Source organism: Mesorhizobium sp. WSM4842, assembly GCF_055901575.1.
On the sequence record NZ_CM148372.1, the window covers coordinates 2,087,437 to 2,110,000 of the forward strand.

Sequence of the window (22,564 nt, forward strand, 5' to 3'; positions counted from 1 at the left end):
GAATTGATTGCATTGCTATCATTGCATTCAACATATCAGCAAAAATGCAATCATATGGCCAGCATCACCATTCGCAACCTTGATGACGAGGTCAAGGACCTGCTGCGCCGGCTGGCGGCAGAGAATGACCGCTCGATGGAAGAACAAGCGCGGGTTATGATCCGGGCGGCGGTCGAAGGGCAGCTCGGTCCGGTCGGCCGCATCGACCAGATCGAGAAAACCCTGCGCGAATTGACAGGCTCGCACGGTCCGGCAACGCCAGTTGCCGCCGTGTCCAGCCAGATCCCGCGAGGCACCCTCTCCGGCAAGCGAATCCTGCTGATCATCGGCGGCGGCATCGCCGCCTACAAGGCGCTCGACTTGATCCGCCGGCTGCGTGAGCGCGATGCCGCCGTGCGCGTGGTGATGACCGCTGCGGCGCAGGAATTCGTCACCACGCTGTCGGTTGGAGCGCTGTCGGCCGACCACGTCTTCACCGATTTGTTCGACCGCAATGACGAGCACGATGTCGGCCACATCCGCCTGTCGCGCGAGGCCGACCTTGTCGTCGTGGCGCCGGCCACCGCCGACCTGATGGCGAAGCTTGCCAACGGCCATGCCAACGACCTCGCCTCGACCGTGCTTATCGCCACCGACAAGCCGGTTTTGATGGCGCCCGCCATGAACCCGAAAATGTGGTCGCATCCGGCGACCCGGCGCAACCGCGCGACGTTGCAGAAGGATGGCGTCGCATTCGTCGGCCCGGCAAAGGGTGAGATGGCCGAGAGCAATGAGGCGGGCGAAGGCCGTATGGCCGAGCCGCTGGAAATCGTTGCCGCGATCGGGGCGCTGCTCGATATCAGTCCGAAGCCGCTGGCAGGCAGGAAGATCATCGTCACCTCTGGGCCGACGCATGAGCCGATCGACCCGGTGCGCTACATCGCCAACCGTTCTTCCGGCAAGCAGGGCCATGCCATCGCGGCGGCGCTGGCAAGGCTGGGCGCCGATGTGCGCCTCGTCTCCGGTCCGGTTGGCATTGCCGATCCCGCTGGTGTCACCACGCAGCATGTCGAAACCGCGAACGAGATGAAGGACGCGGTCGAACAGCTTTTGCCGGCGGACGCGGCCGTATTCGTCGCTGCGGTTGCCGACTGGCGCAGCGAGACTTCGGCCGGCGAGAAGATCAAGAAGGTGGCGGGCGAGGGGCCGCCGGCGCTGCAGATGGTCGAAAACCCTGACATTCTTGCCGGTGTCGGTCATCACAGGAAGCGGCCCAGCCTGGTCGTCGGCTTCGCCGCCGAGACGCAGGATCTCGTCAGGAACGCCGAGGCCAAGCTCAGGAAAAAGGGCGCCGACTTCATCGTCGCCAACGATGTGTCGCATGACAGCGGCATGGGGTCTTCGGGCGTGATGGGCGGCGACCGCAACAAGGTGCGGCTCGTCTCGAAGGCCGGTGTCGACGAATGGCCTGAGATGAGCAAGGACGAGGTGGCGACGCGGCTCGCCGCCTTGATCGCCGAACGGCTGAAGACGATTACTGTCTAGCCCGTCGCTTCCTGTGGCCGGGCTGCCGGCCCCGAGATCCTCAGCGCTGCAAGGCATCCTAGAATCCCGAGTGGCACGAAGGCGAGGAACAGCCAGGTGGCGACATTTGCCGCCGCCGCACGGTTCAGGCCTTCGGAAAAACCGCTGGCGTTGGCGACGATGCCGGTCAACGCGGCACCGACCGCATAGCCGATGCGCTGCATCGTCGGCACGGCGGCGGAGGCGATCGTGTGTTCGCCGTCCCTAGCCGATGCCACGATCACGCGTGTAACGAAGGGCCAGGCAATGCCGAAGCCGCCGCCTTGCAGCAAAGCGCAAAACAGGATCAGCGGAATCGAACCTGCCGGCACGGCGTAGGCGAAACCGGCGATGCCGGCCGCGATCATCAGTGCGCCGCCGGTGATGATCAGCCTCTCGCGTTCCGGCGGCGCATTGGCGACGAGGATCGACAGGATCGACCAGGCGATCGATTCGGCGGCGATGATATAGCCGGTGGTCAGGATCGGAATGCCGTGCAGGCTGGTCAGAAGCAGCGGCCCGTAGACGGCGAAGGAACAGGTCGCCACCGAAAAGGCGGCGACCATGGTCATGCCTGCGCCGACCGGCGAGCGCCAGGAGAACAGCCGCGACGGAAACAGCCGCGAGCCCGGCTTCAGCGCGTCGATGCGGATGAACAGTGCAAGCCCGATCAGGCCGAGCGTAAGCAGCAGGGACGAGCGCAGCAGGGCAATGTCGACACCGGCCGTGGCGATCAGCACGACGCTGACGGCCAGGCAGCCGAGCGCGGCAAAGGGGAACGGCGGCGCCGTTCCAGTGATCGCCTGCGGCCTGGTTGCCTCAGGCGTGTCGAGCACGATGAAGCTCGCCAGCGCCATGGCCGTGCCGCCGATCGTGAAGATACCGAAAGCCCAACGCCAGGAGAGCAACTCGGTCATCAATGCACCGAGCACCGGCCCGCTGAAGGCGGCGACGCCCCAGATCGCCGACATGACACCGAAAAGCTGCGGCCAGATGGCGCGTGGAAACAGCCGTTCGACCGAGACGAAGGCCAGCGACACCAGCGCGCCGCCGCCAAGCCCCTCGATCAGGCGGCCGGTCAGGAACAGCGGCATGGAGGGCGCGATGGCGCAGACCAGGGCACCGGCGGCATAGAGCAGGGCGGCGACCACCATGTTGGTGCGCAGCGCGACATAGCTCACCAGCCGTCCGGCGGCGGCGCCGGCGACGATGGCGCCGAGCTCGTAGATCGCCAGCGACCAGCCGACCAGCTGAACGCCGGCGAGTTCGCCGACCATGGCCGGCATCACCGTTGCCACCATGGTTTCGTTGGTGGCGTGCAGCAGGATGCCGAGGCTGATGAAGCAAAAGCGCGCCAGATCGCCGCTCGCCCACAGCGCGCGCCAATCGACCCTGTTTGTGCTGGTTTCGGTCACCCCGCCCTCCGAACTTTCTTATACGCCGATTCAAAAATGGTGGAGCGCTCTTCGTCTCCAACGGGCACGCGGCGCTTCGGGGACGGGTTGTAGAACCTCAACCGCAGTTGAGCTCAAGCGGTTTTTGCGGGTGCGCTGAGATGCTGATGAACGCGAGAAGTCAGGGTGATCGAAGGTTGATGCCGGCGATGATCATCGTTGGCATGGCGGTATTCCAAAAATCATGCGGCGCGGAACAGTCCAATCCTGTTCCGCGCCGCAGAGCCACGCTATGGCGCTTATTTGAAAGAGTGGATCAGCTCCAGTGAGGTGACGGCGACGGCCAGGTTGACGCCGGTCTGCGCCTGCACGTTGAGAGGCTGCAGCGAGAAGGCGCTGTTCAGTCCGCCGACCAGAAGGTTGGCGCCGCCGCCGGTCACCAGGCTGGCCTCGGCGTTGACGCCATAATAGCTGCCGGCAAGATCGCCGGAATTACGATCGCGGGTGGCCGCCAGAACTGCCCATATCAATTCGCCCTGGTACGTCCTGCCGACGTCGACGCCGAGCTTGGAAATGACCCCGGTATAGGCTTCGGGGGGACCGCCATGATGAGGGCGAAAGGTGCAGGCCACGCCTTTGTTGGATGTGACGATGTAGCCGGTGCCGCCGTCGATGGTGCAGTCGAGCACGCCAAGCTCCAGCCTGCCCGCGCTGGCAGGGGCAGCGAGCACCGTGGCGGCGAGGGCGGCGGCACAGGCGAGTTTCTTGATCATGGGAGGGGTCCTTTCGCGAATTGCCTTGAACAACGGCTGAACATCCCGAGCGTTCCGCCGAGAACTTGGCGCGATCAAGGCGAGCGTCAATGCACAGTCATTGAAGGTTTCGAAGGCATGCCAAACGGCAGGCCTGCCGTATCAGGCCGATACGCCGCCGTCGGTCAGCCGGTACTGGTGCGTGCCAGGCCGTCCTTGGCCGGCTGGTAGGTGGGGTTGAGGCGCACTGCCTCGCGGTAGGATTTTGCCGCCTTGGCCTTGTCGCCGCGCCGCTCGTAGATCAGCGCCTGGTTGGACCAGGCCTCGGCATTCTTGCCGTCGAGCTTGATCGCCATGTTGATGTCGGCGAAGGCATTGTCCTCATCGTTCATGGCGAGGTAGGAGAGGCCGCGGCCATTGTAGGGTTCGGCGGCGTCCGGCGCCAGCGAGATGGCGGTCGAGAAATCCTCGATGGCGAAAGCGTGCTGGCTCTGGCTCTGATAGATCAGGCCGCGATTGTGATAGGCACGCGCATCTGTCGTGTCGAGCTGGATCGCCTTCTGGAAATCGTTGAACGCTTCCTGGATGCGGCCGGCTTTGCGGTAGAGATTGCCGCGGCCGATATAGGCGGCGTCATAGTCGGGATTGATCTGGATCGAGCGGTTGTAGTCGGCAAGCGCGGCCGCCTGGTCGCCGAGGAAGCGCTGGATGAGAGCGCGGTTCGAATAGGCCTGGTAGAAATTCGGATTGAGCTGGATGGCGGTGTTGAAGTCCTTGAGCGCCGCCTGATACTGGCCGCCGCGGCCATAGGCCGAGCCGCGCACATTGTAGCCTTCCGGATCCTGGGGGCTGCGCTGGATAACGGCCGACAGCGAGGAGATGTTTTCGGCCGACCCTTGTGCCTTGTCGATGTTGGTGAATTCGCCGGTCGGGGCTGTCTGGCAGCCGGCGAGCGCTAAGCCGGAAAGCAGGGCTGCCGTCAGGGCGAAGCCGCGTATTGCGGTTCTGCGCTCCACGCTTGTTGCATTCATGTCTGCTCTGTCCTCACTGCCCGCCGCGCCGTCAGGTCTGTTCCTTCTCCGAACCGGCCCTCTCCGAACTGGTCGAATTCAACAAAAAGGTGGCGGCGATTACGCATCGCGCCACCCTGGGTATCCTTCGAAAAGGACGAAAAATTGGCGTCAGAACCGCGGCGGACGCGGAGCACCGGCACCAGCAGCACCAGCCGCCACCGGGCGCGGCGTCATCGGCAGCAGGCCTTCGCGCTGGGCGCGCTTGCGGGCCAGCTTACGGGCGCGGCGAACGGCTTCCGCCTTTTCGCGGGCGCGCTTCTCGGAAGGCTTCTCATAATGTCCGCGCATCTTCATTTCGCGGAAGATGCCTTCGCGCTGCATCTTTTTCTTGAGCGCGCGAAGCGCCTGATCAACATTGTTGTCGCGGACGAGTACCTGCACGGGCAATCCTGTCTTTCGGGTTTGTTAACAACAGGCAAGTGGCCATAGTCGCTTGCCTCCGCGGCGGTCTACACCACGAATTGTGGCGGCTGATAGCAGAATCATGCCGCTCTGTCCACTGCCGAAACGAAAAACCCGCCTCGGCGGCGGGTCGTCGGCGCAAATCAGCATGATGCGGAAATCAATAGCATAACTGCCGTCACAAAGCAAGGAATTACGACCTCTGGTAGTAGATTTGCCTTCTCGGGGCGGGCTCTCCGCACCGATGAGCGATCGTTGGCGTTTTCTTCGCCACCGATAAATTCTGGCTGCCCCAATCCGGCAGAACGCTCCGCCCGGCTCTATCAACGAAGGAACCAACCTCGTTCCCCAATGGTTGTTGCGGCGAAACAAGCACAGGGGAAGCCGATGTCAGGCACGCGTGAATGGCTTGTCCAATGGCTCAAGGACGCGCATGCGATGGAGGAGCAGGCCGAAACCATGCTGAACGGACTGCTGAGCCGGCTGGAGAGTTATCCCGAGCTCAGTAAGCGCATTAGCCTGCACCTCGATGAGACGAAGGGACACGCCGCGCGCCTCGGAACCTGCCTCGAAAGATTGGGCGAAGATACATCCGCGCTGAAGGACGCCGGCGGCAAGCTGCTGGCGATGGCGCAGTCCCTAAGCGGCGTCTTCGCCGGCGACGAGGTGATGAAAGGCTCACTCGCGAGCTACACCTTCGAGCATATGGAGATCGCCTCCTACACGATCCTAATCGCAACCGCCGAATCCCTCGGCGAAACAGAGATCGCCCGGGCCTGCGAACAAAATCTGCGTGAGGAGCAGGCGATGGCCGAGTGGCTGAAAAACAAGCTGCCCGCGACTACGCAGCAGTTCCTGGCTCGCTCGGCGTCGGACAGCGACAATGCCAAGCGGTAACGACAGCAGGCCGGCGGGCAATGTGAAACGATCTTCGGTGTGGCGCGCCTACAGCTACGCCTAGATCACCCTCGGCTTCTTCATCATTTCGCTTTTCGGCCACTGGGTTTTCGGCTGGTTCGCCTATCTCGACGAGCAGCGAGCGCTTGGCCAACCGCCCGAGTTCGGCGGCTATCTGATCGAGATGAGCCGCGACACGCTCGAGAACTGGCAGTCGGAATTCCTGCAGCTGCTCTGGCAGGTCGGTGGCCTGGCGTTCCTGCTCTTCGTCGGATCGCCGCAATCGAAGGAGAGTACCGACCGTATGGAGGCCAAGATCGACGCGCTTCTCAGGCTTGTCGATCCAGAGAAGGGCAAGGAGGCGATTCGGGAGCTGGACCTGCAGTACGACGGCCGCCACACCGACGAGCCGCATTCTCACCGGAACTAGGGCTGGAAACGTGGCCTGGAGCCGATCGTCGACCCGGGCCGTTTTATGGTCAGCATTCGCAACAGAGCAAGCGGACAGGCGCTTCCTCTATGCCGTGGCCAAATGAAGCCGCTCGAAATCCTCGAAGAACTCGCCATAGTCGCAGGTTATCTCCTCGCCCGCCGCTATGTCGCGGATCGCGGTTGCCCCGCCATGCCGAGAAAAATCCGTGTTCGGCCTTTCGGAATGGTTCATGAAGCGGCCGTTGTCGACTTCATAGACCATGAATCCGGGCCGGTCCGGGCTTGGATAGGCATATCTGTCGAGTAATTCCCTGAGGTGCGGCGGCGCCGTCTTATATTTTTCCGTCGGGATCAGCCGGTCGAAATCCGGATCGAGCCGCCAGATCGACGCTCCCTTCCTGATCGGCTCGGCGGCGAACACGCCGACGCCCTCGATTGCGCTCGCGGCGATGTAGGTCCTGATCAGCAGCATGTTTTAGGCCCGTCTTCGAACAGAAGTGTCCGAAGAAATCGCCAAATCGCGCTGGAAAGCAAGATCGCTTTTGCGACATTGCGACTCGCTCGTCCACGCGGGAAACGCCTCACGTCCGGCTGATCGAGACACCACCATCGGCAAACAGCGCCGCGCCGGTGGTGAAGCTCGATGCATCCGACGCCAGATAGAGCGCCGAGCGGGCGATCTCTTCAGGCTCGGCAACGCGCTTCAAGGCATGCAGGTTTTCGACGAAGGCTCGCGATTCAGGTGTCTTGAACGTTGCCGAAGGCGTGTCGGTGCCGCCCGGCAGCAGCGCGTTGATCCGCACGCCTTTCGCGCCATATTCGGCGGCAAGCACCTGCGTCAATCCGATCAGCCCGGCCTTGCTTGCGGCATAGCTGGTCATGCCGGGCATACCGACGGTATGGCCGACGAAGGTAGAGGTGAAGATCAGCGATCCGCCGCCGCGATCGACCATCGCCGGCACCTGGTATTTCGCGCCGAGAAAGGCGCTGGTCAGGTTGGTGTCGAGCGTCTCTCGCCATCCCTCCAGCGACAACTCCGAAATCGGACCCATCTTGCCGACCGAGCCGGCGTTGTTGAAGGCGATATCCAGCCCGCCGAACCGGCCGACCGCCAGGTCGACAAGGGCTTTGGCATAGGCCTCGTCGCGGACGTCGCCGGCAAGAGCAATGGCGGTGCCGTCGGCCTCCTCGATTTCCGCGACGAGCGCGTCCAGCTCTGCCTGGCGACGGGCAGCGACGACCAGCTTGGCGCCAGCCTCGGCAAACACCTTGGACGTGGCGCGGCCGATGCCAGAGCTGGCGCCGGTGACGATGGCGACCTTGTTGGCGAGTGCGAGCATTTTTGCATCCTTTTCTTTCGCGCCAGCTTTGCCGGCAATCGGGATGTTGATCGCAGGTCGAGGCGGTGCGAGCCACCCGATACCTGCGAAGGCGTCCGGAGGCGTCGTTCGGTTCGTTGCTTCGACAGGTCTTTTTGGCCGTGGCGCAAAACGGCAAGCGCCGTCGCAAACAGCGCAAGGCTGGCAGCGCGGTTTCGCTAGTGGTACACCTCGCGCGCCGGGGCTTGAGTGAATGCCCGGCCGCTATCTGCGAGGCTGGAACGTTGAAGAAATATTCGGTATTCGCCATTGCCCGCGAGGCCATGCGCGGCCACAAGGGCTGGGAGGAACAGTGGTCCTCGCCGGAGCCGAAGAAGGAGTACGACGTCATCATCGTCGGCGCCGGCGGCCATGGCCTGGCCACCGCCTACTACCTGGCAACGGTGCACGGCGTCACCAATGTCGCGGTGCTGGAAAAGGGTTGGCTCGGCGGTGGCAACACCGGCCGCAACACCACAATCATCCGCTCCAACTATCTCTATGACGAGAGCGCTGGAATTTACGACCATGCGCTGAAGCTGTGGGACGGGCTCAGCCAGGAGCTCAACTACAACGTCATGTATTCGCCGCGCGGCGTCATGATGCTGGCGCACAATGTGCACGACATCCAGGTTTTGAAACGCCACGTCCATGCCAACCGGCTGAACGGCATCGACAATGAATGGCTGACGCCGGAAGCCGCCAAGGAGTTCTGCCCGCCGCTCAACATTTCGCGCGATGCGCGCTATCCGGTGATGGGCGCGACCCTGCAGCGTCGCGGCGGCACCGCGCGGCACGATGCCGTAGCCTGGGGCTATGCGCGCGGCGCCTCGGCGCGCGGCGTCCACATCATCCAGAATTGCGAAGTCACCGGCGTCAAGCGGGCGCCGAATGGCGCGGTCACCGGCGTCGAGACGACGCGCGGCTTCATCGGCGCCAAGAAGGTCGGCGTCGTTGCCGCCGGGCATTCGTCCGTCATCATGAACATGGCCGGCGTGCGCATGCCGCTGGAAAGCTATCCGCTGCAGGCGCTGGTGTCGGAGCCGGTCAAGCCGGTCTTCCCCTGCGTGGTGATGTCGAACACGGTGCACGCCTATATCTCGCAGTCCGACAAGGGCGAGCTGGTCATCGGCGCCGGCACCGACCAATATATCTCCTATTCGCAGACCGGCGGCCTGCATATCCTGCAGCACACGCTCGACGCCATCTGCGAGATGTTCCCGATGTTCACCCGCATGAAAATGCTGCGGTCGTGGGGCGGCATCGTCGACGTGACGCCCGACCGCTCGCCGATCCTGGCCAAGACGCCGGTGCCCGGCCTCTATGTCAATTGCGGCTGGGGCACGGGCGGCTTCAAGGCGACGCCCGGCTCGGGCCATGTCTTTGCCCACACCATCGCCAGGGACGATCCCCACCCGATCAACGCGCCCTTCACCATCGAGCGCTTCCGCACCGGCCGGCTGATCGACGAGGCGGCAGCGGCAGCGGTGGCACACTGATGATGGCTCCCTTCGGGATGTTGGGTCAGGGGCTTTGCGATCAACCGGCCGGCGCCCGCGTCGGCCATGGCGAATTGTAGGAACAACCATGCTTCTCATCCGCTGCCCCTATTGCGAGGAAGAGCGTCCGGAACTCGAATTCCGCAACGCCGGCGAGGCGCATATTGCACGTTCGGCAGATATGGCCGCGACAAGCGATGACGACTTCGAAAAGTTCTTCTTCATCCGCTCGAATCCCAAAGGCATCATTTATGAGCGCTGGCGGCACATGCATGGCTGCGCGCGGTTCTTCAATGCCGTGCGCGACACCGTCAGCGACAGGTTCCTGATGACCTACAAGGCCGGCGAACCCAAGCCGGCGAAGCTGCCGGGAGCCGCCAAATGATCGCAGCGTTCCGCATTCCCGGCGCCGGGCGCCTCAAGCAGGCAGAGACGACCCGCTTCAGCTTCGACGGCCAGTCCTATGCCGGTGTCGAGGGCGATACGCTGGCCTCGGCGCTGCTTGCCAACGGCGTGCATCTGGTCGGCCGTTCGTTCAAATACCACCGCCCGCGCGGCTTCCTGTCCGCTGGGGCGGAAGAGCCCAATGCGCTGGTCGAGATCAAGCGCGACTCCGCCAGGAAGACACCAAATGTCCGCGCCACGGTGCAGGAGCTCTATGACGGGCTGACTGCACAGTCGCAGAACCGCTGGCCGTCGCTTTCCTTCGACGTCAGTGCGGTCGGCGACATCGCCTCGCCGCTGCTTTCGGCCGGCTTCTACTACAAGACCTTCATGTGGCCGAAGTCCGCCTGGAAAAACCTCTACGAGCCCAAGATCCGTGCCGCCGCCGGCCTCGGCGTCGCCCCCGACCAGCCGGATCCCGACCATTATTCGGCGCGCTACGCCCATTGCGACGTGCTGGTGCTGGGCGGTGGTGCTGCCGGCATCGCCGCCGCACTTGCCGCGGCCGAAACCGGCGTGCGCGTGATCCTTGCCGACGAGCAGGCGGATTTCGGCGGCAGCCTTCGTTTCGAGAGCGGCGCCAAGGTCGACGGCCAGGACGGTTTTGGCTGGGCGCAGGCGGCAGTCGCGCAGCTCAAGGCCATGAACAATGTCCGCGTGCTGTCCCGCACCACGGCCTTCGGCTATTATGCGCAGAATTTCGTCGGGCTGGTCGAGCGCGTCAGCGATCATCTGCAGAACCCCGGCCGCGACCTGCCGCGCGAGCGGCTGTGGCAGGTTCGCGCCAAACGCGTGGTGCTGGCGACCGGCGCCATCGAGCGGCACATGGTGTTTGCCGACAACGACCGGCCCGGCATCATGCTGGCGTCAGCGGCGCGCACCTATCTCAACCATTACGGCGTCGCGGTCGGCAGGAATGTCGGCGTCTATACGGCCAATGATTCCGCCTATGCGGCGGCGATCGACCTCAAGAAAGCCGGCGTCGGCGTGGCGGCGATAGTCGACCTGCGCGACAACCCGACCGGGTCGGTGATCGACGAGGCGAGGGCGCTCGGCATCGAGGTCAATTTCGGCCGCGCGGTGATCCGCGCGGGCGGCAAATTGCGAGTCTCGTCGATGACCGTGCAGCCGAAGAATGGCGGCGGCGAGCGCACCATCCCGGTCGACGCCATCCTGATGTCGGCCGGCTGGACACCGTCGGTGCATCTGTTCTCGCAGTCGCGCGGCAAGGTTGCCTTCAACGACGAGACCAAGCGCTTCGTGCCCGGCACCTACGCGCAGGACTGTGTCTCCGTCGGCGCCTGCAACGGCACGGACGGGCTGTCGGCGACGATCGAAGAGGCCTATGCGGCGGGCGCCAAGGCGGCAAAAGATGCCAGCGCCAACACCGTCAAGGGAACCAAGCCGAAGGTCGACGCCAGCGAGAGCTGGTCGCGCGGCATGCTGGGTGCGGCGCCCGGCGCCGGGCCGGATACGACAGTCAAGGCCTTCGTCGATTTCCAGAACGACGTCACCGCCAAGGACATCCGCCAGGCGGTGCATGAAGGCATGCGCTCGATTGAGCACGTCAAGCGCTTCACCACCAACGGCATGGCGACCGACCAGGGCAAGACCTCGAACATGCACGGCCTGGCTATCGCCGCCGAGACGCTGGACAAGCCGATCCCGCAGGTCGGTCTGACGACGTTCCGGGCGCCCTACACGCCGGTGACCTTCGGCGCGATCATCGGGCACGCGCGGGGTCCGCTCTTCGACCCGACCCGCAAGACGGCGATCCATCCCTGGGCCGAGGCTCAAGGTGCGATGTTCGAGGATGTCGGCCAATGGAAGCGCGCCTGGTATTTTCCGAAGGCGGGCGAGGACATGCACACCGCCGTCGATCGTGAGTGTGTCACGGTGCGCAAGACAGCCGGCCTGTTCGACGCCTCGACGCTGGGCAAGATCGAGGTGGTCGGGCCGGATGCGGCCAAATTCATGGAACTGCTCTACACCAATCCGTGGGAGAAGCTGGAGCCCGGCCGCTGCCGCTATGGCATCATGCTGCGCGAGGACGGTTTCATCTATGACGACGGCGTGGTGGGAAGACTTGCAGTCGACCGTTTCCATGTGACGACGACGACGGGCGGTGCGCCGCGTGTCATGAACCATATGGAGGATTACCTCCAGACCGAGTTCCCGCATCTCAATGTCTGGCTGACCTCGATCACCGAGCAATGGGCGGTGATCGCGGTGCAGGGACCGAAGTCCCGGGAGATCATCGCGCCGCTGATCGAGGGCATCGACATGTCGGACGGGGCGCTGCCGCATATGTCGGTGCGCGAGGGCAGGATTTGCGGCGTGCCGACAAGGCTGTTCCGCATGTCGTTCACCGGCGAGCGCGGCTTCGAGGTCAACGTGCCGGCCGACTACGGCCAGGCCGTCTGGGAAGCGTTGTGGGCCGAGGGCCAGAAGCATGGCGCCGGCGCCTACGGCACCGAGGCGATGCACGTGCTGCGTGCGGAAAAGGGCTACATCATCGTCGGCCAGGACACCGACGGCACGGTGACGCCAAACGACGCCGGGCTCGACTGGGCCGTCGGCAAGAAGAAGGCCGATTTCGTCGGCGTTCGCGGCATGGCGCGGCCGGATCTTGTCGCCAAGGGCCGCAAGCAGCTGGTCGGCCTGAAGACCAAAGACCCTAAGGTGGTGCTGGAAGAAGGCGCGCAGATCGTCGGCGATCCGAAGCAGGCGATCCCGATGACCATGATCGGCCATGTCACCTCGAGCTACTGGTCGGAAAATTGCGGTCGCTCGATCGCGCTGGCCCTGGTTGCCGGCGGCCGCGACCGGATGGGTGAGACGCTTTACGTGCCGATGCCCAACGGGACGATCGAGGTGGAGGTCACGGGCATGGTGTTCTTCGACGAGAAGGGGGAGCGCCTCAATGGCTAAGGTTGCCGCGAAGAAATCTGCAGCCGCTGCGCCGTCGGTCGAACGCCGGCCGGTCCTCGCGGGCCAGGAGCTTTCCGTAACCGGCGTTACGCTTGCAGTGTTGCAGCCGGCGGAGCGTATTTCGCTGCGCGCGCCGGACGCCTCGGTCGCGGCGCTTTCGAAGGCGCTCGGCGTGACCCTGCCGCGAAAGCCCAAAACTTCGGCGGCGAAGGCCGGGCGCACGGCGTTGTGGCTTGGGCCAGACGAATGGCTGGTCATCGATGAGGTGGGAAGAGACCCGCTCGCCGACTGCGCCGAGGTGACAGTGCTGCATTCTGCGGTCGGCATCTCGCATCGCAACGTCGCCATATCGGTCACCGGCCCGGCAGCGGCGGCGACGATCAATTCAGGCTGCCCGCAGGATCTGTCGCTCGACGCCTTTCCGGTCGGCGCGGCGTCGCGCACCATTCTGGGCAAGGTCGAAATCGTGCTGCTGCGCACCGCGACCGACGCGTTCCGCGTTGAATGCTGGCGTTCCTTTTCCGATTATGTCTTTACTTTCCTGTCGGAGGCGGCAGGCGACGCAGCGGCTTAGGAATACTCGCTGCGGTCGGCTGTTGCCGGAGCAAGTCGAGGGAGAATGTCGATGCCGTCGAAATCGGCGCCGAATCCACCGGTCCAGAAGACGCCGGCCGTGCGCTCGTTCGAACACGAGCAGCACCAAGAACCAAACATTGAAGAGGAACTCGAGGAAGGGCTTGAGGACACGTTTCCGGCCAGTGATCCCGTGTCAATCACCGGGACCTCCATTTCCGGTGCTCCCGCAAGACCCGGCAAGGCCAAGATCGTGGCCGGAATGAAGAAGCGAAGGAAATAGCTTCCATCGGGCTCCAGCGGCGCCGGGCTGAAATGGCCACGAAAACGGGCGGTCAGGATTTCCTGTCGCCCTTTTGTCTTCGAACCTCAGAACGTGCTTGGCACGATCCACGGATCGATGTCGATACCGAGCCGCGGGCCCTTGTTTTCAGTCGAGCCGTTGCGAGTGGCCGAGCCTGACTTTTCGACCGATCCGGTCGCGTCGCAATCGAGCTCGATGTTGATGTCGGCGCAGGCTGCGGCCGGCGCCTGCTTGCCGGGCTGGCTCTGGCCGGCGAAGGCCGCGCCCGAGAATGCCAGGACGGCCGCGAGGGCGAAGATCGGCTTTCTCATCTTCTGTCTCCAGTTCAACCGCTGAATTTTCCGTACATGTACGGTAAAGCGTACATATACACCCGGCAATCAGAGGGTTCAAGCCAGAAGTCGTACATGTACGAAAATTTTATGTGGATGTTGGGAATCGCGTCGCACCAGCGCGCGCCGAGTTGCGCACGCGGCGCCGTTCACCCGTGCCGTACACGATCTTCAGGTACCCGAAACCGAAGGAACCTTTCAGCAGCAGTTGACCCGCGTCTCGGTCAGCGGCGGCACGTCCTGGGTGGCCAGCGCGGCAAGCGTGAAGTCGCACATCCGCTTGACGAAAGCCTGCTGGTCGCCGAACGGATAGAAAGGAAAGGTGATCAGCAGCGAGATCGTGCCGTGACCGACCGCCCATAGCATGGTGGCGATGGCGCGCGGGTCGCCCTTCAGCCTGCCGGCGGCAACGCAGGCCTCGACCCTATTGATCAGCACTTTCATCAACGGGTTGCCCTCTTGCATCTCGGCGAAGTTCCTGCCTTCCGGGGGCTTGACCTTTTCGGTCATGAACACCGTGCGATACTCGTTGGGGTTGCCAAGGCCGAAGGCCGCGTATTCGGTCATCACCACCCGCAGCGCCTCGATCGGATCGTCGGCCGGGTGATCCTCGATACGCTTTGCCAGAGTCTCGAACGCATCCTCGGCCAGCGCGAACAGAATGTCCTGCTTGTCGGCGAAATAGGAATAGACCGACATCGGTGCATAGCCGACGCGCTTGGCCAGCTTGCGTATGGTGAGGCCTTCATAGCCTTCCTCCTGCACGAGCTTGTGCGCCGCATCGACAAGTTCGGAGCGCAGTTCGGCCTTTTGTTTCTCGCGGCGTGTCTGGACGCTGAGCGGCAATCTTCGCCTGCCTTTATTGTTAGTGGCTGGCTAAATTATATACGCTGTACGGAATCGGACAAGATGATCGCCGTAACAGGGTTACCAGCGTTCGCCACTCAAGCCGCTTCTGGCTGGCGTTCGATCAATGTCAGCGTCAGCCAGCGCGCGGTCAGCGCCGGTTTTTTCGACCCCTCGATCTCGATGGTCACATCATGCGCCGTCTGCACCCAGCCCGACGGCCTGACCTTGACGTCGGCCAGCACGAATCGGGTGCGGATGCGCGCGCCGGTCTTCACCGGCGCCAGGAAGCGCAGCGAATCGAAGCCATGATTGACGCCCATCTTGCTGTTTTCGAGCGGCGGCATGGTCTCGAAGGTCATCGCCGACAAAAGCGAAAGCGACAGGAAGCCATGCGCGATGGTGCCGCCGAACGGCGTCTCGCGCTTGGCGCGCTCCGGATCGCAATGGATGAACTGGTGGTCGTCGGTGGCATCGGCGAATTGGTCGATCATGCGCTGCGAGACCACCCGCCAGGGCGACACGCCGACTTCCTTGCCGACGCTGGCCAGAAGCACATCGAGACTGATCGGTTCCACGCTGATGTCCTCCATTTCAACCGTCCGGAACGCGAGCGGCTTCATTCCTTGAACAGTGTCAGCCCATGCTGCACCGACTGCCCGCCATCGATCGGCAGGATGGCGCCGGTGACATAGCTGCCGGCACGGCTGCACAAATAGAGCGTTGCGCCGGCAATGTCATCCGGCGCGCCGATGCGGCCGATCGGAACATGGCCGCCGACATGCTTGGCCTGGTCCTCGGTCGCGGTGGCGAAGGCGGTCATCCGGCTCTGGAAGGGGCCGGGCGCGAACGCGTTGACGGTGACGCGGCGGGCGGCGAACTCGATCGCCAAGGTGCGCGTCAGATGATGAACAGCAGCCTTCGACGCAGCGTAAGAGTAGGCGTCGTCGGCCAATGGCTGCGTGCCCATCACCGAACCCAGATTGATCACCCGGGCCGGATCGGCATCGCTGGCGGCGGCGTCGAGCAGCGGCAGAAGCTCGCGCGTCAGATGGAAGACGGCGGTGACGTTGACGCCGAACACCTTGGCCCAGGCATGGTAGGGGAAGCTTTCCAGCGGCGCGCCCCAGGAAACGCCGGCATTGTTGACCAGGATGTTCAGCCGCTCGGCCCGCGCCTTGACCTCATCGACCAGCGCTGCGATGCCAGCTTCGCTGGAGACATCGCCGGCAAAGCCTTCGGCCCGGCCGGAGCCGCCGAGGCCGTTCAGTTCGCCGGCAACCCTGATGCAATCCTCGCCCTTGCGCGAGGCGATCATCACGGTTGCGCCGGCCCTGACCAAAGCGGTTGCAGCCATGCGGCCGATGCCGGTCGCAGCCCCGGTCACCAGCGCGGTCTTGCCGGCCACCGAAAACAGCTCGTCCAGATAGCTCATTGCAATTTCCTCCGGATAATTCCCTCGCTCCTGCCCCCTTGTCCAGACGAAATGGCTCGCGTTGACAAGGCTTCCCGAAGTACGATCATTCCTTGCCACGGGTAAAGTGCCTAAACCGAGGCGATGGGGCGCGTGTTGGCTGACTGGCCGGGCCCGGCGGCACGGTGTTGATCGGGATATGGCTGCGGAATGATTGCGAAACGCCCGCTGCTGTACACCAACCATGCCGAGACAGTCATTCGTGAACGTTCGCTCGACAAACGCTGGATCGAACGAGCTGTGTGGGAACCGGATTGGCAAGCGGCGGATGTGAAAGACACCTCGGTGATACGTCTGTACAAGCGGGTGCCCGAAAATGGCAATCGCATCCTGCGCGTCATCTGTGTGGTAACGCCTGAGGAAATCCGTATACTGTCTGTCTACTTCGATCGCGGGGCGAGAAGGCCGAAATGACACTCAAACTCGAATATGACCCGGAAGCTAATGCTGCCTACATCCGTTTTTCCTCGGAAGCGATTCAGGAAAGCGAGGAAGTTTCCGCAGGCATAGTCCTCGACTATGATGCTGAGGGTCACATCGTCGGCATGGAGGTGCTGGATGCCCGAGAACACCTTCCCGCCGCGATGTTGAAGGCTGCCTGACCCGAACCTACTCCGCCGGGTCGACATTGGTGTAGGCGGCTTCCTCGAGCTCGCGCTTCAGCCGCGATGCCTCTTCCACCTTCGGCGTGACGAAGCGGCCGAGCAGGAGATAGGCGACCGGCGTCAGGAACAGCGTCGACACGGTGGCCAAACCCAGGCCGCCGACGATCACCCAGCCGAGCGCGATGCGCGCCTCGGCGCCGGCGCCGCTCGCCAGCACCAGCGGCACACCGCCGAGCACGGTGCAGATCATCGTCATCACCACCGGCCGCAGCCGGATGGTGGAGGCCTGCTCGATCGCCTCGCGCACGCCGAGCCCGCGGTCGCGCAACTGATTGGCGAACTCGACGATCAGAATGCCGTTCTTGGCCATCACGCCGACCAGCAGCACCAGGCCGATCTGGCTGTAGGCGTTGAGGCTGGTGCCGCTGAGCAAAAGGGCAAAGATCGCGCAGGCGAGGCCGAGCGGCACCGTCGCCATGATGATGACCGCGCTGACGAAGCTCTCGAACTGTGCGGCGAGCACCAAAAGAATGATGACCAGCGAGAAGCCGAAGATGGTGATCATGGCGCTGTTGGTCTCACCCAGCGTCGCCGCCTCGGCCAACGGCACGATGCGGCTGCCCGCCGGCAGCAGCGGCGTGGCGATTGCTTCGGCGCGGGTCAGCGCCTGGCCGAGTGCGAAATCGCTGCTGAGGTTGGAGGTGATCGCCACCGACGGCTGCTGCTGCTCGCGGGTCAGCGAGGGCGGTACGGCGCGCTCGGTCAACGTGGCGATGGTCGACATCGGCACGAAGCGGCCGTCGGCCGTCTTCAGGAAGATGTTCTCCAAATCGGTCGGATCGTTGATCGGGTTGGTCGTCGAGACGAGCTTCACCCCGTAGCTGCGGTCGGCGATATAGACGTCGACGACATCATTGCCGTCGAGCATGGCCTGGGAGGTATCGGCAAGCCCGGTAATGTCGATGCCGAGGTCGGAAGCGCGCTCGCGGTCGATGGCGACGGAAAGTTGGGGTTGCGTCGGGTCGACGGAGAGCCGCGGCGACTGGAAGCGGGGATCCTTCTGCATCTCGGCGATGATCTTCACCGCAGCGTCGCCGAGCGCCGCACGGTTGTTGCCGACCAGCGCGAACTGCAGGCCGTTGCCGGCGCCGCGAATACCGAGGCTGTTGGGCTGTATCGGAAAGACGCGCACGCTCGGCACCTGCCGGGTGAGCCGGCTGATGTCGGCCATGATCTGCTGCTGGCTGCGGTCGCGCTCGTCCCATGGCGCCAGCGTCATCACCATGAAGCCGGCGTTGTAGGCGCCGTTCCGGCCGGCGCTCTCGAAGGTGTTGCGGATTTCGCCGGAATCGCGCAGCGGCTGGATCAGTTTTTCGATCTTCTGCATCTGCTGCGTCGTGTAGTCGAGGCTGACGCCTTGCGGCGCGTCGACGCGCATGAGCACGACGGCACGATCCTCGGTCGGCGTCAGTTCCTGGCGAATCGTGCCGAACAGCGTGAAGGCGGTGGCTCCAAACAGCAGCGCGACCAGGAGCACGATCCACGGCGCATCGAGGCAGGTACGTAGGCAGCGCCGGTAGAGCCTGTTCAGCGCGCCGCCGATGCGGGCGCCGATGCCGCTGCCGCCTTCGTGATGAAGCGGCGCGACCGACAGCATGCGCGAGGCAAGCATCGGACAAAAGGTCAGCGCCACGACGGCGGACAGAAGCACCGATATTGCGAGAACGAAGCCGAATTCGCGAAACAGGCCGCCGGTCTGGCCGGGCAGGAAGGAGATCGGCACGAACACGGCGACCAGCGTCAGCGTCGTGGCGATGACGGCGAAGAACACTTCCTGGGCGCCAAGCACGGCCGCGGCGCGTGGCCCCATGCCTTCGTTGCGTCGTCGCACGATATTTTCGAGAACGACGATGGCGTCATCGACGACCAGGCCCGTCGCCAGCACCAGGGCGAGCAGCGTCAATATGTTGACCGAGAAGCCGGCGAGATAGATGGCGGCGATCGTCCCGATCATGGCGACCGGCATCGCAAGCCCCGGAATGAGCGTCGCGCGCCAGTCGAGGAGAAACACGTATATGACGATCAGCACGATGGAGACGGACAGGCCGAGTGCGATTTCGACTTCATGCACCGCGCCGTTGACGAAGACCGCATCGTCGCTGGTGACCTTGATCGACATGCCCTGGGGCAGATCCGCCTGCAGCGTGGCGACCGCGGCTCTGACGCCGGTCGAAATATCCAGCGTGTTCGATTCCGCCTGGCGGATGATGCCGAGACCGATGCCGGTCTTGCCGTTCGAGCGCAATGTGGTCTGGCCGATGTCGGGGCCGAGCGTGACGGTGGCGACGTCGCGGATGCGGGTCGTGCCGCCGATGATGATGTTTTCGAACTCCTCCGGCGTGGTCACGTCCGCCGTCGGACGCACGATCAGGTCCTGGTTGGTCGTGGTGATCGAACCGGCCGGCGAATCGAAAGCGACCGAAGCCAGCGCTGTCCTCAGGTCGGCGACGGTGAAGCCCAGGCTGGCAAGTTTGTTCTGGTCGACATCGATGCGGAAGATCTTGTCGCGGTCGCCATAGACCTGGACGTCGGCAACGCCGGGCACGGCGGCAAGCTCGTCCTCGATCTGGTCCTGGACTAGCACCGTCATGTCCTGCACCGACATGGTGTCGGAGGTGACAGCCAGCCGCATCACCGGCTCGGAATTGGCGTCGGCCTTGACGATGCGCGGCGCATCCGCCGTGTCAGGCATCTGGTCGACGACGCGGCCAACGCCATCGCGCACATCGGAGGCGGCGACGTCGAGGTCGACGCCGTCGTTGAATTCGATGGTGACGCGGCTCGTGCCGAAGGACGAGGTGGACGAGATCGACTTCACACCGGAGACGCGGGCGACCGCGCCCTCAATCACGTCGGTCAATTCGCGGTCGACGGTCTCGGCCGCAGCGCCTTCAAAGGTCGTGTTAACGGTGACGACGGCGCGATCGACATCAGGCAGTTCGCGGACCTCGACACCGTAGAAGGCAGCAAGGCCGGCGACCGCGATCAGCGTGTTCAAGACCAAGGCCATCACCGGCCTGCGGATGAACAGCGCGGTGAAGCCTGTGTCGCCGGCGGCGTTGTTGGTTGCGGTCATCAGCCGTCGGCGTCCGCGGCGCGCTGTTCTTCGCCGGCGATGCGGACCTCGCCGCCTTCGCTGACGCTCTGGGTGCCTTCGGTCACCACCATGTCGCCGCTGACGATCGGGGCGTCGATCAGCACGGTCTCGGTGTTGCGCTGGATGATGCGCACGGCCACCCGCTTGGCCTTGCCGTCCACGATGGCCCAGATATAGGCGCCGTCCGAACCCCACTGGATCGCCAGCGGACTGACCGCCGGATAGCTGTCGCCGGGGAATTTCATGGAGATCTGGAAGGACATGCCGGCACGCAGCGAATCGGCCGGGTTGGCGATCTTTGCCTTGACCAGGAGGGTACGGCTGGCTTCATCGATGTGGTTGTCGATAGCGGAAACCGTACCGGTATAGGCTTTGTTGGGATTGGCAATCGGCGTCGCCGACAATTGCGCGCCGATCTTGACGGCGGCGGCGAAGCGCTCCGGCACCCAGAATTCGACCAGTATGCTGGAGCGGTCGTCGAGGGTGGCGACCGCCGACTGGCTGGTCACATAGTTGCCGGCGGCAATCGGCAGGATGCCGACGACACCGGCGATCGGTGCGACGATCGAGCGGCGCCGCAAGGCCAGTTCCGCATCGCGAAGCGCCAGCTTGGCATTGGCCAGCACCACTTCGGCATCGGCAACGGCGACCGCTGTCGCAGCGTTGGAAGCCCGCAGCGATTTGACCCGGACGAGCTTGGCCTGCGCGTCCTGCAAAGCAACTTTGGCGCGGTCCTGTGCGATCACCTCGGTGTCGGAATCGAGGGTGGCGATCACCTGCCCCTTTTCGACATGCGCGCCGGACTCGACCAGGAATTCTACTAGGCGGCCGGAACTGTAGGGATTGATCGTCACCGAGGCGTTGGCGCGGCCGGTGCCGATCGCCTGCAGGCGATCGTTGATGATGGCGGCGGACGCCGGCAATGCAACGATAGTCACCCGCCGGCCGGCGGCGTTGCGGCTGCCTGCTTGCCCGGCGTTATCGACGGCGCCCGTTGGTGGCGTTGCGGCATAAGCCCAATCGATGCCCCAGCGCGCCAGCACATCCGGCGCGCCTGGAAAAAAGCGAACCCAGGCGGCCGCAGCCGCGACGAGGATCACAAGTGCAAATACGATCTGTTTCCAGGTGGCCATCGGCGCTCCGGTTGGCAAATATACCGCCTACGGTTCCCAAGGTGAAGTAGACGCGACGGCACACTCCGACACGCAGGATGACTCGTCGATATCAAAGCTTTATGGCAATTCTCCCGCTCGCTTGCACATTAAATCGGCGTAACGTTGATAAGGGCTAGCTCGGGTCAAACTGCATCAGCCGGCTACTGCCAAAGGGGGTAGTGGGTCAGTTTAACGCCCGGCGATGCGGCGGAAGAAGCGCTTTGTGCGCAGGATCGGCTTCAGATGTGGCTCCCTTTGCTGTCAATCCTCTTCAAGTCGAGCCGCGGAATGAGGAAGTCCAAGAATGCTTTAACCTTGGGCGGCTGAACGCCGCCTCCTGGCCGGATCGCATAGAGGGTCGGTTCGGGCCCTGCCCACTCGGGCAGGACACGAACCAGTCTTCCAGCCGCAACGTCCGACTTGACGCGCACATGGTTGGTCATGAACAGGCCAACTCCCTCCAGCAGGAACCCGTGAAGAGCCTCTGGATCGCTGGCGACGGCCACTGCTCGTACTTTGAACTGGGACTGCTCGCCGCCGCTCGACAGGGGCCATTCTACAGCCGGACGATTGAAATAGAATTCTGTCAACAGACAGGCATGTTCTGCCAGCTCCGAAGGATGCTGTGGCATTCCCGCACGTTCCAGGTAGGTCGGGGCTCCATAGATGCCCATCGGTAATGCGCCGAGCCGCCGAGCCGTGAGCGTGGAATCGGGCAGGGTGCCTTCCTGGAGCCGGAAAGCGACGTCGATGCCCTTGGTGACAAGATCGACGACTTCGTGCCCAAGAAGCAATTGCGGGAACACCTCTGGATAGAAGCGGCGAAACTCGGTGAGCAGCGGCGCGAGGACGCGAGTTGCCAGCCAATACGGGGCTGTAATCCGAAGCCACCCGCGCGGATGTTGCTGCAACTCCGCCACTGCGTTCTCCGCATCCTCCAGATTCTTCACCACTCGCTCGCAGTGCTGGAAATAAACCGCTCCCGCTTCAGTCAGCTTCAGGCTGCGCGTTGTCCGATTCAACAGTTGTGTCTGTAGTCTGGATTCCAGCTCCTGCACCTTCCGGCTGATCCGTGTCTTCGGCACCTTGAGCACGCGCGCCGCCGCTGTGAAGCTCCCTTCCTGCACCACCTTTACGAAAGCGACCGTATCGCTGAAGTCGTGCAGCATTTGCGTCCTCCAGGATTGTCTCTCATTTTGAGACATTGATGTCCGAATCCGCTCGATAATCAAGTCAGACCCTTCAGGGTAGATCATGATTGTCCTATCAACAGCAAAATCCAACTGGAGAATTATTATGATCAAATCCCTAGCGATCGCCGTCGGTGCGCTGACGCTTTCGGCAACTGCTGCCGACGCACAGAGCGCGCCGCTCCGCAATATCGTTCTCGTCCAC

24 protein-coding genes (1 of these 24 cut by a window edge) are annotated in these 22,564 nt (G+C 63.6%); 11 read left to right on the forward strand and 13 right to left on the reverse strand.

Features of this window, described 5'->3' with window-relative positions; genetic code table 11:
- Nucleotides 1-54 precede the first annotated feature (54 nt).
- Nucleotides 55-1,524: a bifunctional phosphopantothenoylcysteine decarboxylase/phosphopantothenate--cysteine ligase CoaBC gene (gene coaBC / locus AC0NIE_RS10085; RefSeq protein ID WP_473487984.1), complete on the forward strand. Its 1,470-nt coding sequence runs from the start codon at nt 55-57 to the stop codon at nt 1,522-1,524.
- Here the strand turns inward: coaBC and AC0NIE_RS10090 are convergent.
- The 4 genes from AC0NIE_RS10090 to rpsU form a co-directional block, all read right to left on the reverse strand.
- Nucleotides 1,521-2,957: an MFS transporter gene (locus tag AC0NIE_RS10090; protein ID WP_473487983.1), complete on the reverse strand. Its 1,437-nt coding sequence runs from the start codon at nt 2,955-2,957 to the stop codon at nt 1,521-1,523. The two genes, coaBC and AC0NIE_RS10090, sit on opposite strands and share 4 nt — an antisense overlap.
- Before the next feature lie 278 nt (nt 2,958-3,235).
- Nucleotides 3,236-3,709 carry a DUF992 domain-containing protein gene (locus AC0NIE_RS10095; protein ID WP_123151260.1) on the reverse strand — a complete coding sequence of 158 codons (474 nt, stop codon included), beginning with the start codon at nt 3,707-3,709 and terminating at the stop codon, nt 3,236-3,238.
- Nucleotides 3,710-3,873: 164 nt separating this feature from the next.
- Nucleotides 3,874-4,719, reverse strand: a complete 846-nt coding sequence (locus AC0NIE_RS10100; protein ID WP_473487982.1) for a tetratricopeptide repeat protein — start codon at nt 4,717-4,719, stop codon at nt 3,874-3,876.
- Between the two features lie 150 nt (nt 4,720-4,869).
- The gene (gene rpsU, locus AC0NIE_RS10105; protein ID WP_023675331.1) at nt 4,870-5,142 is read right to left on the reverse strand and encodes a 30S ribosomal protein S21; all 273 of its coding nucleotides are present in this window, start codon (nt 5,140-5,142) and stop codon (nt 4,870-4,872) included.
- 408 nt (nt 5,143-5,550) lie between these two features.
- On the opposite strand from rpsU, the gene AC0NIE_RS10110 reads away from it, so the two are divergent.
- Together AC0NIE_RS10110 and AC0NIE_RS10115 are read left to right on the forward strand one after the other, a co-directional pair.
- Nucleotides 5,551-6,060, forward strand: a complete 510-nt coding sequence (locus tag AC0NIE_RS10110; protein WP_473488051.1) for a ferritin-like domain-containing protein — start codon at nt 5,551-5,553, stop codon at nt 6,058-6,060.
- A gap of 82 nt (nt 6,061-6,142) precedes the next feature.
- Nucleotides 6,143-6,490, forward strand: coding sequence for a DUF6766 family protein (locus AC0NIE_RS10115; RefSeq protein WP_474047273.1), 348 nt, complete (start codon nt 6,143-6,145; stop codon nt 6,488-6,490).
- A gap of 87 nt (nt 6,491-6,577) precedes the next feature.
- Here the strand turns inward: AC0NIE_RS10115 and AC0NIE_RS10120 are convergent, their stop codons facing one another.
- Together AC0NIE_RS10120 and AC0NIE_RS10125 are read right to left on the reverse strand one after the other, a co-directional pair.
- Nucleotides 6,578-6,964, reverse strand: a complete 387-nt coding sequence (locus AC0NIE_RS10120) for an SET domain-containing protein (protein ID WP_473487981.1) — start codon at nt 6,962-6,964, stop codon at nt 6,578-6,580.
- Between the two features lie 109 nt (nt 6,965-7,073).
- Entirely contained in the window at nt 7,074-7,832 is a 759-nt protein-coding gene (locus AC0NIE_RS10125; protein WP_473487980.1) for an SDR family oxidoreductase, read from the reverse strand.
- Between the two features lie 263 nt (nt 7,833-8,095).
- Between AC0NIE_RS10125 and AC0NIE_RS10130 the strand changes: the two genes are divergently transcribed.
- From AC0NIE_RS10130 to AC0NIE_RS10150, 5 genes are all read left to right on the forward strand, one after another.
- Complete coding sequence (locus AC0NIE_RS10130; protein WP_473487979.1) at nt 8,096-9,349, forward strand: sarcosine oxidase subunit beta; 1,254 nt, start codon at nt 8,096-8,098, stop codon at nt 9,347-9,349.
- Nucleotides 9,350-9,437: 88 nt separating this feature from the next.
- Nucleotides 9,438-9,734 carry a sarcosine oxidase subunit delta gene (locus AC0NIE_RS10135; protein WP_095492142.1) on the forward strand — a complete coding sequence of 99 codons (297 nt, stop codon included), beginning with the start codon at nt 9,438-9,440 and terminating at the stop codon, nt 9,732-9,734.
- Entirely contained in the window at nt 9,731-12,724 is a 2,994-nt protein-coding gene (locus AC0NIE_RS10140; RefSeq protein ID WP_473487978.1) for a sarcosine oxidase subunit alpha, read from the forward strand. The genes AC0NIE_RS10135 and AC0NIE_RS10140 overlap by 4 nt, the downstream gene beginning before the upstream one ends.
- Nucleotides 12,717-13,298 (forward strand): sarcosine oxidase subunit gamma, encoded by a 582-nt coding sequence (locus AC0NIE_RS10145; RefSeq protein WP_473487977.1) that lies wholly within the window; start codon nt 12,717-12,719, stop codon nt 13,296-13,298. The genes AC0NIE_RS10140 and AC0NIE_RS10145 overlap by 8 nt, the downstream gene beginning before the upstream one ends.
- 51 nt (nt 13,299-13,349) lie before the next feature.
- Entirely contained in the window at nt 13,350-13,580 is a 231-nt protein-coding gene (locus AC0NIE_RS10150) for a hypothetical protein (protein ID WP_292182999.1), read from the forward strand.
- An 86-nt stretch (nt 13,581-13,666) separates the two neighbouring features.
- Here the strand turns inward: AC0NIE_RS10150 and AC0NIE_RS10155 are convergent, their stop codons facing one another.
- The 4 genes from AC0NIE_RS10155 to AC0NIE_RS10170 all read right to left on the reverse strand — a co-directional run bounded on the left by AC0NIE_RS10155 (nt 13,667) and on the right by AC0NIE_RS10170 (nt 16,214).
- Entirely contained in the window at nt 13,667-13,912 is a 246-nt protein-coding gene (locus AC0NIE_RS10155) for a DUF680 domain-containing protein (protein WP_473487976.1), read from the reverse strand.
- Between the two features lie 219 nt (nt 13,913-14,131).
- The gene (locus tag AC0NIE_RS10160; RefSeq protein ID WP_473487975.1) at nt 14,132-14,779 is read right to left on the reverse strand and encodes a TetR/AcrR family transcriptional regulator; all 648 of its coding nucleotides are present in this window, start codon (nt 14,777-14,779) and stop codon (nt 14,132-14,134) included.
- A 98-nt stretch (nt 14,780-14,877) separates the two neighbouring features.
- Entirely contained in the window at nt 14,878-15,372 is a 495-nt protein-coding gene (locus AC0NIE_RS10165) for a MaoC family dehydratase (RefSeq protein ID WP_029348059.1), read from the reverse strand.
- Nucleotides 15,373-15,398: 26 nt separating this feature from the next.
- A complete protein-coding gene (locus tag AC0NIE_RS10170; protein ID WP_473487974.1) occupies nt 15,399-16,214 on the reverse strand; it encodes an SDR family oxidoreductase in 816 nt (271 codons plus the stop codon).
- 189 nt (nt 16,215-16,403) lie between these two features.
- Between AC0NIE_RS10170 and AC0NIE_RS10175 the strand changes: the two genes are divergently transcribed.
- Both AC0NIE_RS10175 and AC0NIE_RS10180 read left to right on the forward strand, forming a co-directional pair.
- Complete coding sequence (locus AC0NIE_RS10175; RefSeq protein WP_473487973.1) at nt 16,404-16,667, forward strand: DUF4258 domain-containing protein; 264 nt, start codon at nt 16,404-16,406, stop codon at nt 16,665-16,667.
- A complete protein-coding gene (locus tag AC0NIE_RS10180; protein ID WP_123151247.1) occupies nt 16,664-16,855 on the forward strand; it encodes a DUF2283 domain-containing protein in 192 nt (63 codons plus the stop codon). Before AC0NIE_RS10175 ends, AC0NIE_RS10180 begins: the two co-directional genes overlap by 4 nt.
- A gap of 7 nt (nt 16,856-16,862) precedes the next feature.
- Here AC0NIE_RS10180 and AC0NIE_RS10185 read toward each other — a convergent pair whose 3' ends face one another.
- The 3 genes from AC0NIE_RS10185 to AC0NIE_RS10195 form a co-directional block, all read right to left on the reverse strand.
- Nucleotides 16,863-19,994: an efflux RND transporter permease subunit gene (locus AC0NIE_RS10185; RefSeq protein WP_473487972.1), complete on the reverse strand. Its 3,132-nt coding sequence runs from the start codon at nt 19,992-19,994 to the stop codon at nt 16,863-16,865.
- On the reverse strand, nt 19,994-21,148 hold the full coding sequence (locus tag AC0NIE_RS10190) for an efflux RND transporter periplasmic adaptor subunit (RefSeq protein ID WP_473487971.1): 1,155 nt from the start codon (nt 21,146-21,148) through the stop codon (nt 19,994-19,996). Before AC0NIE_RS10190 ends, AC0NIE_RS10185 begins: the two co-directional genes overlap by 1 nt.
- A gap of 260 nt (nt 21,149-21,408) precedes the next feature.
- Nucleotides 21,409-22,338 (reverse strand): LysR family transcriptional regulator, encoded by a 930-nt coding sequence (locus AC0NIE_RS10195; RefSeq protein ID WP_473487970.1) that lies wholly within the window; start codon nt 22,336-22,338, stop codon nt 21,409-21,411.
- 127 nt (nt 22,339-22,465) lie between these two features.
- Between AC0NIE_RS10195 and AC0NIE_RS10200 the strand changes: the two genes are divergently transcribed.
- A protein-coding gene (locus AC0NIE_RS10200) for an alpha/beta fold hydrolase (RefSeq protein ID WP_473487969.1) crosses the window boundary here: on the forward strand, nt 22,466-22,564 show its start. It continues 681 nt past the right edge of the window; the window shows 99 of its 780 coding nt (coding positions 1-99); it begins with the start codon at nt 22,466-22,468; its stop codon lies off the right edge, out of view.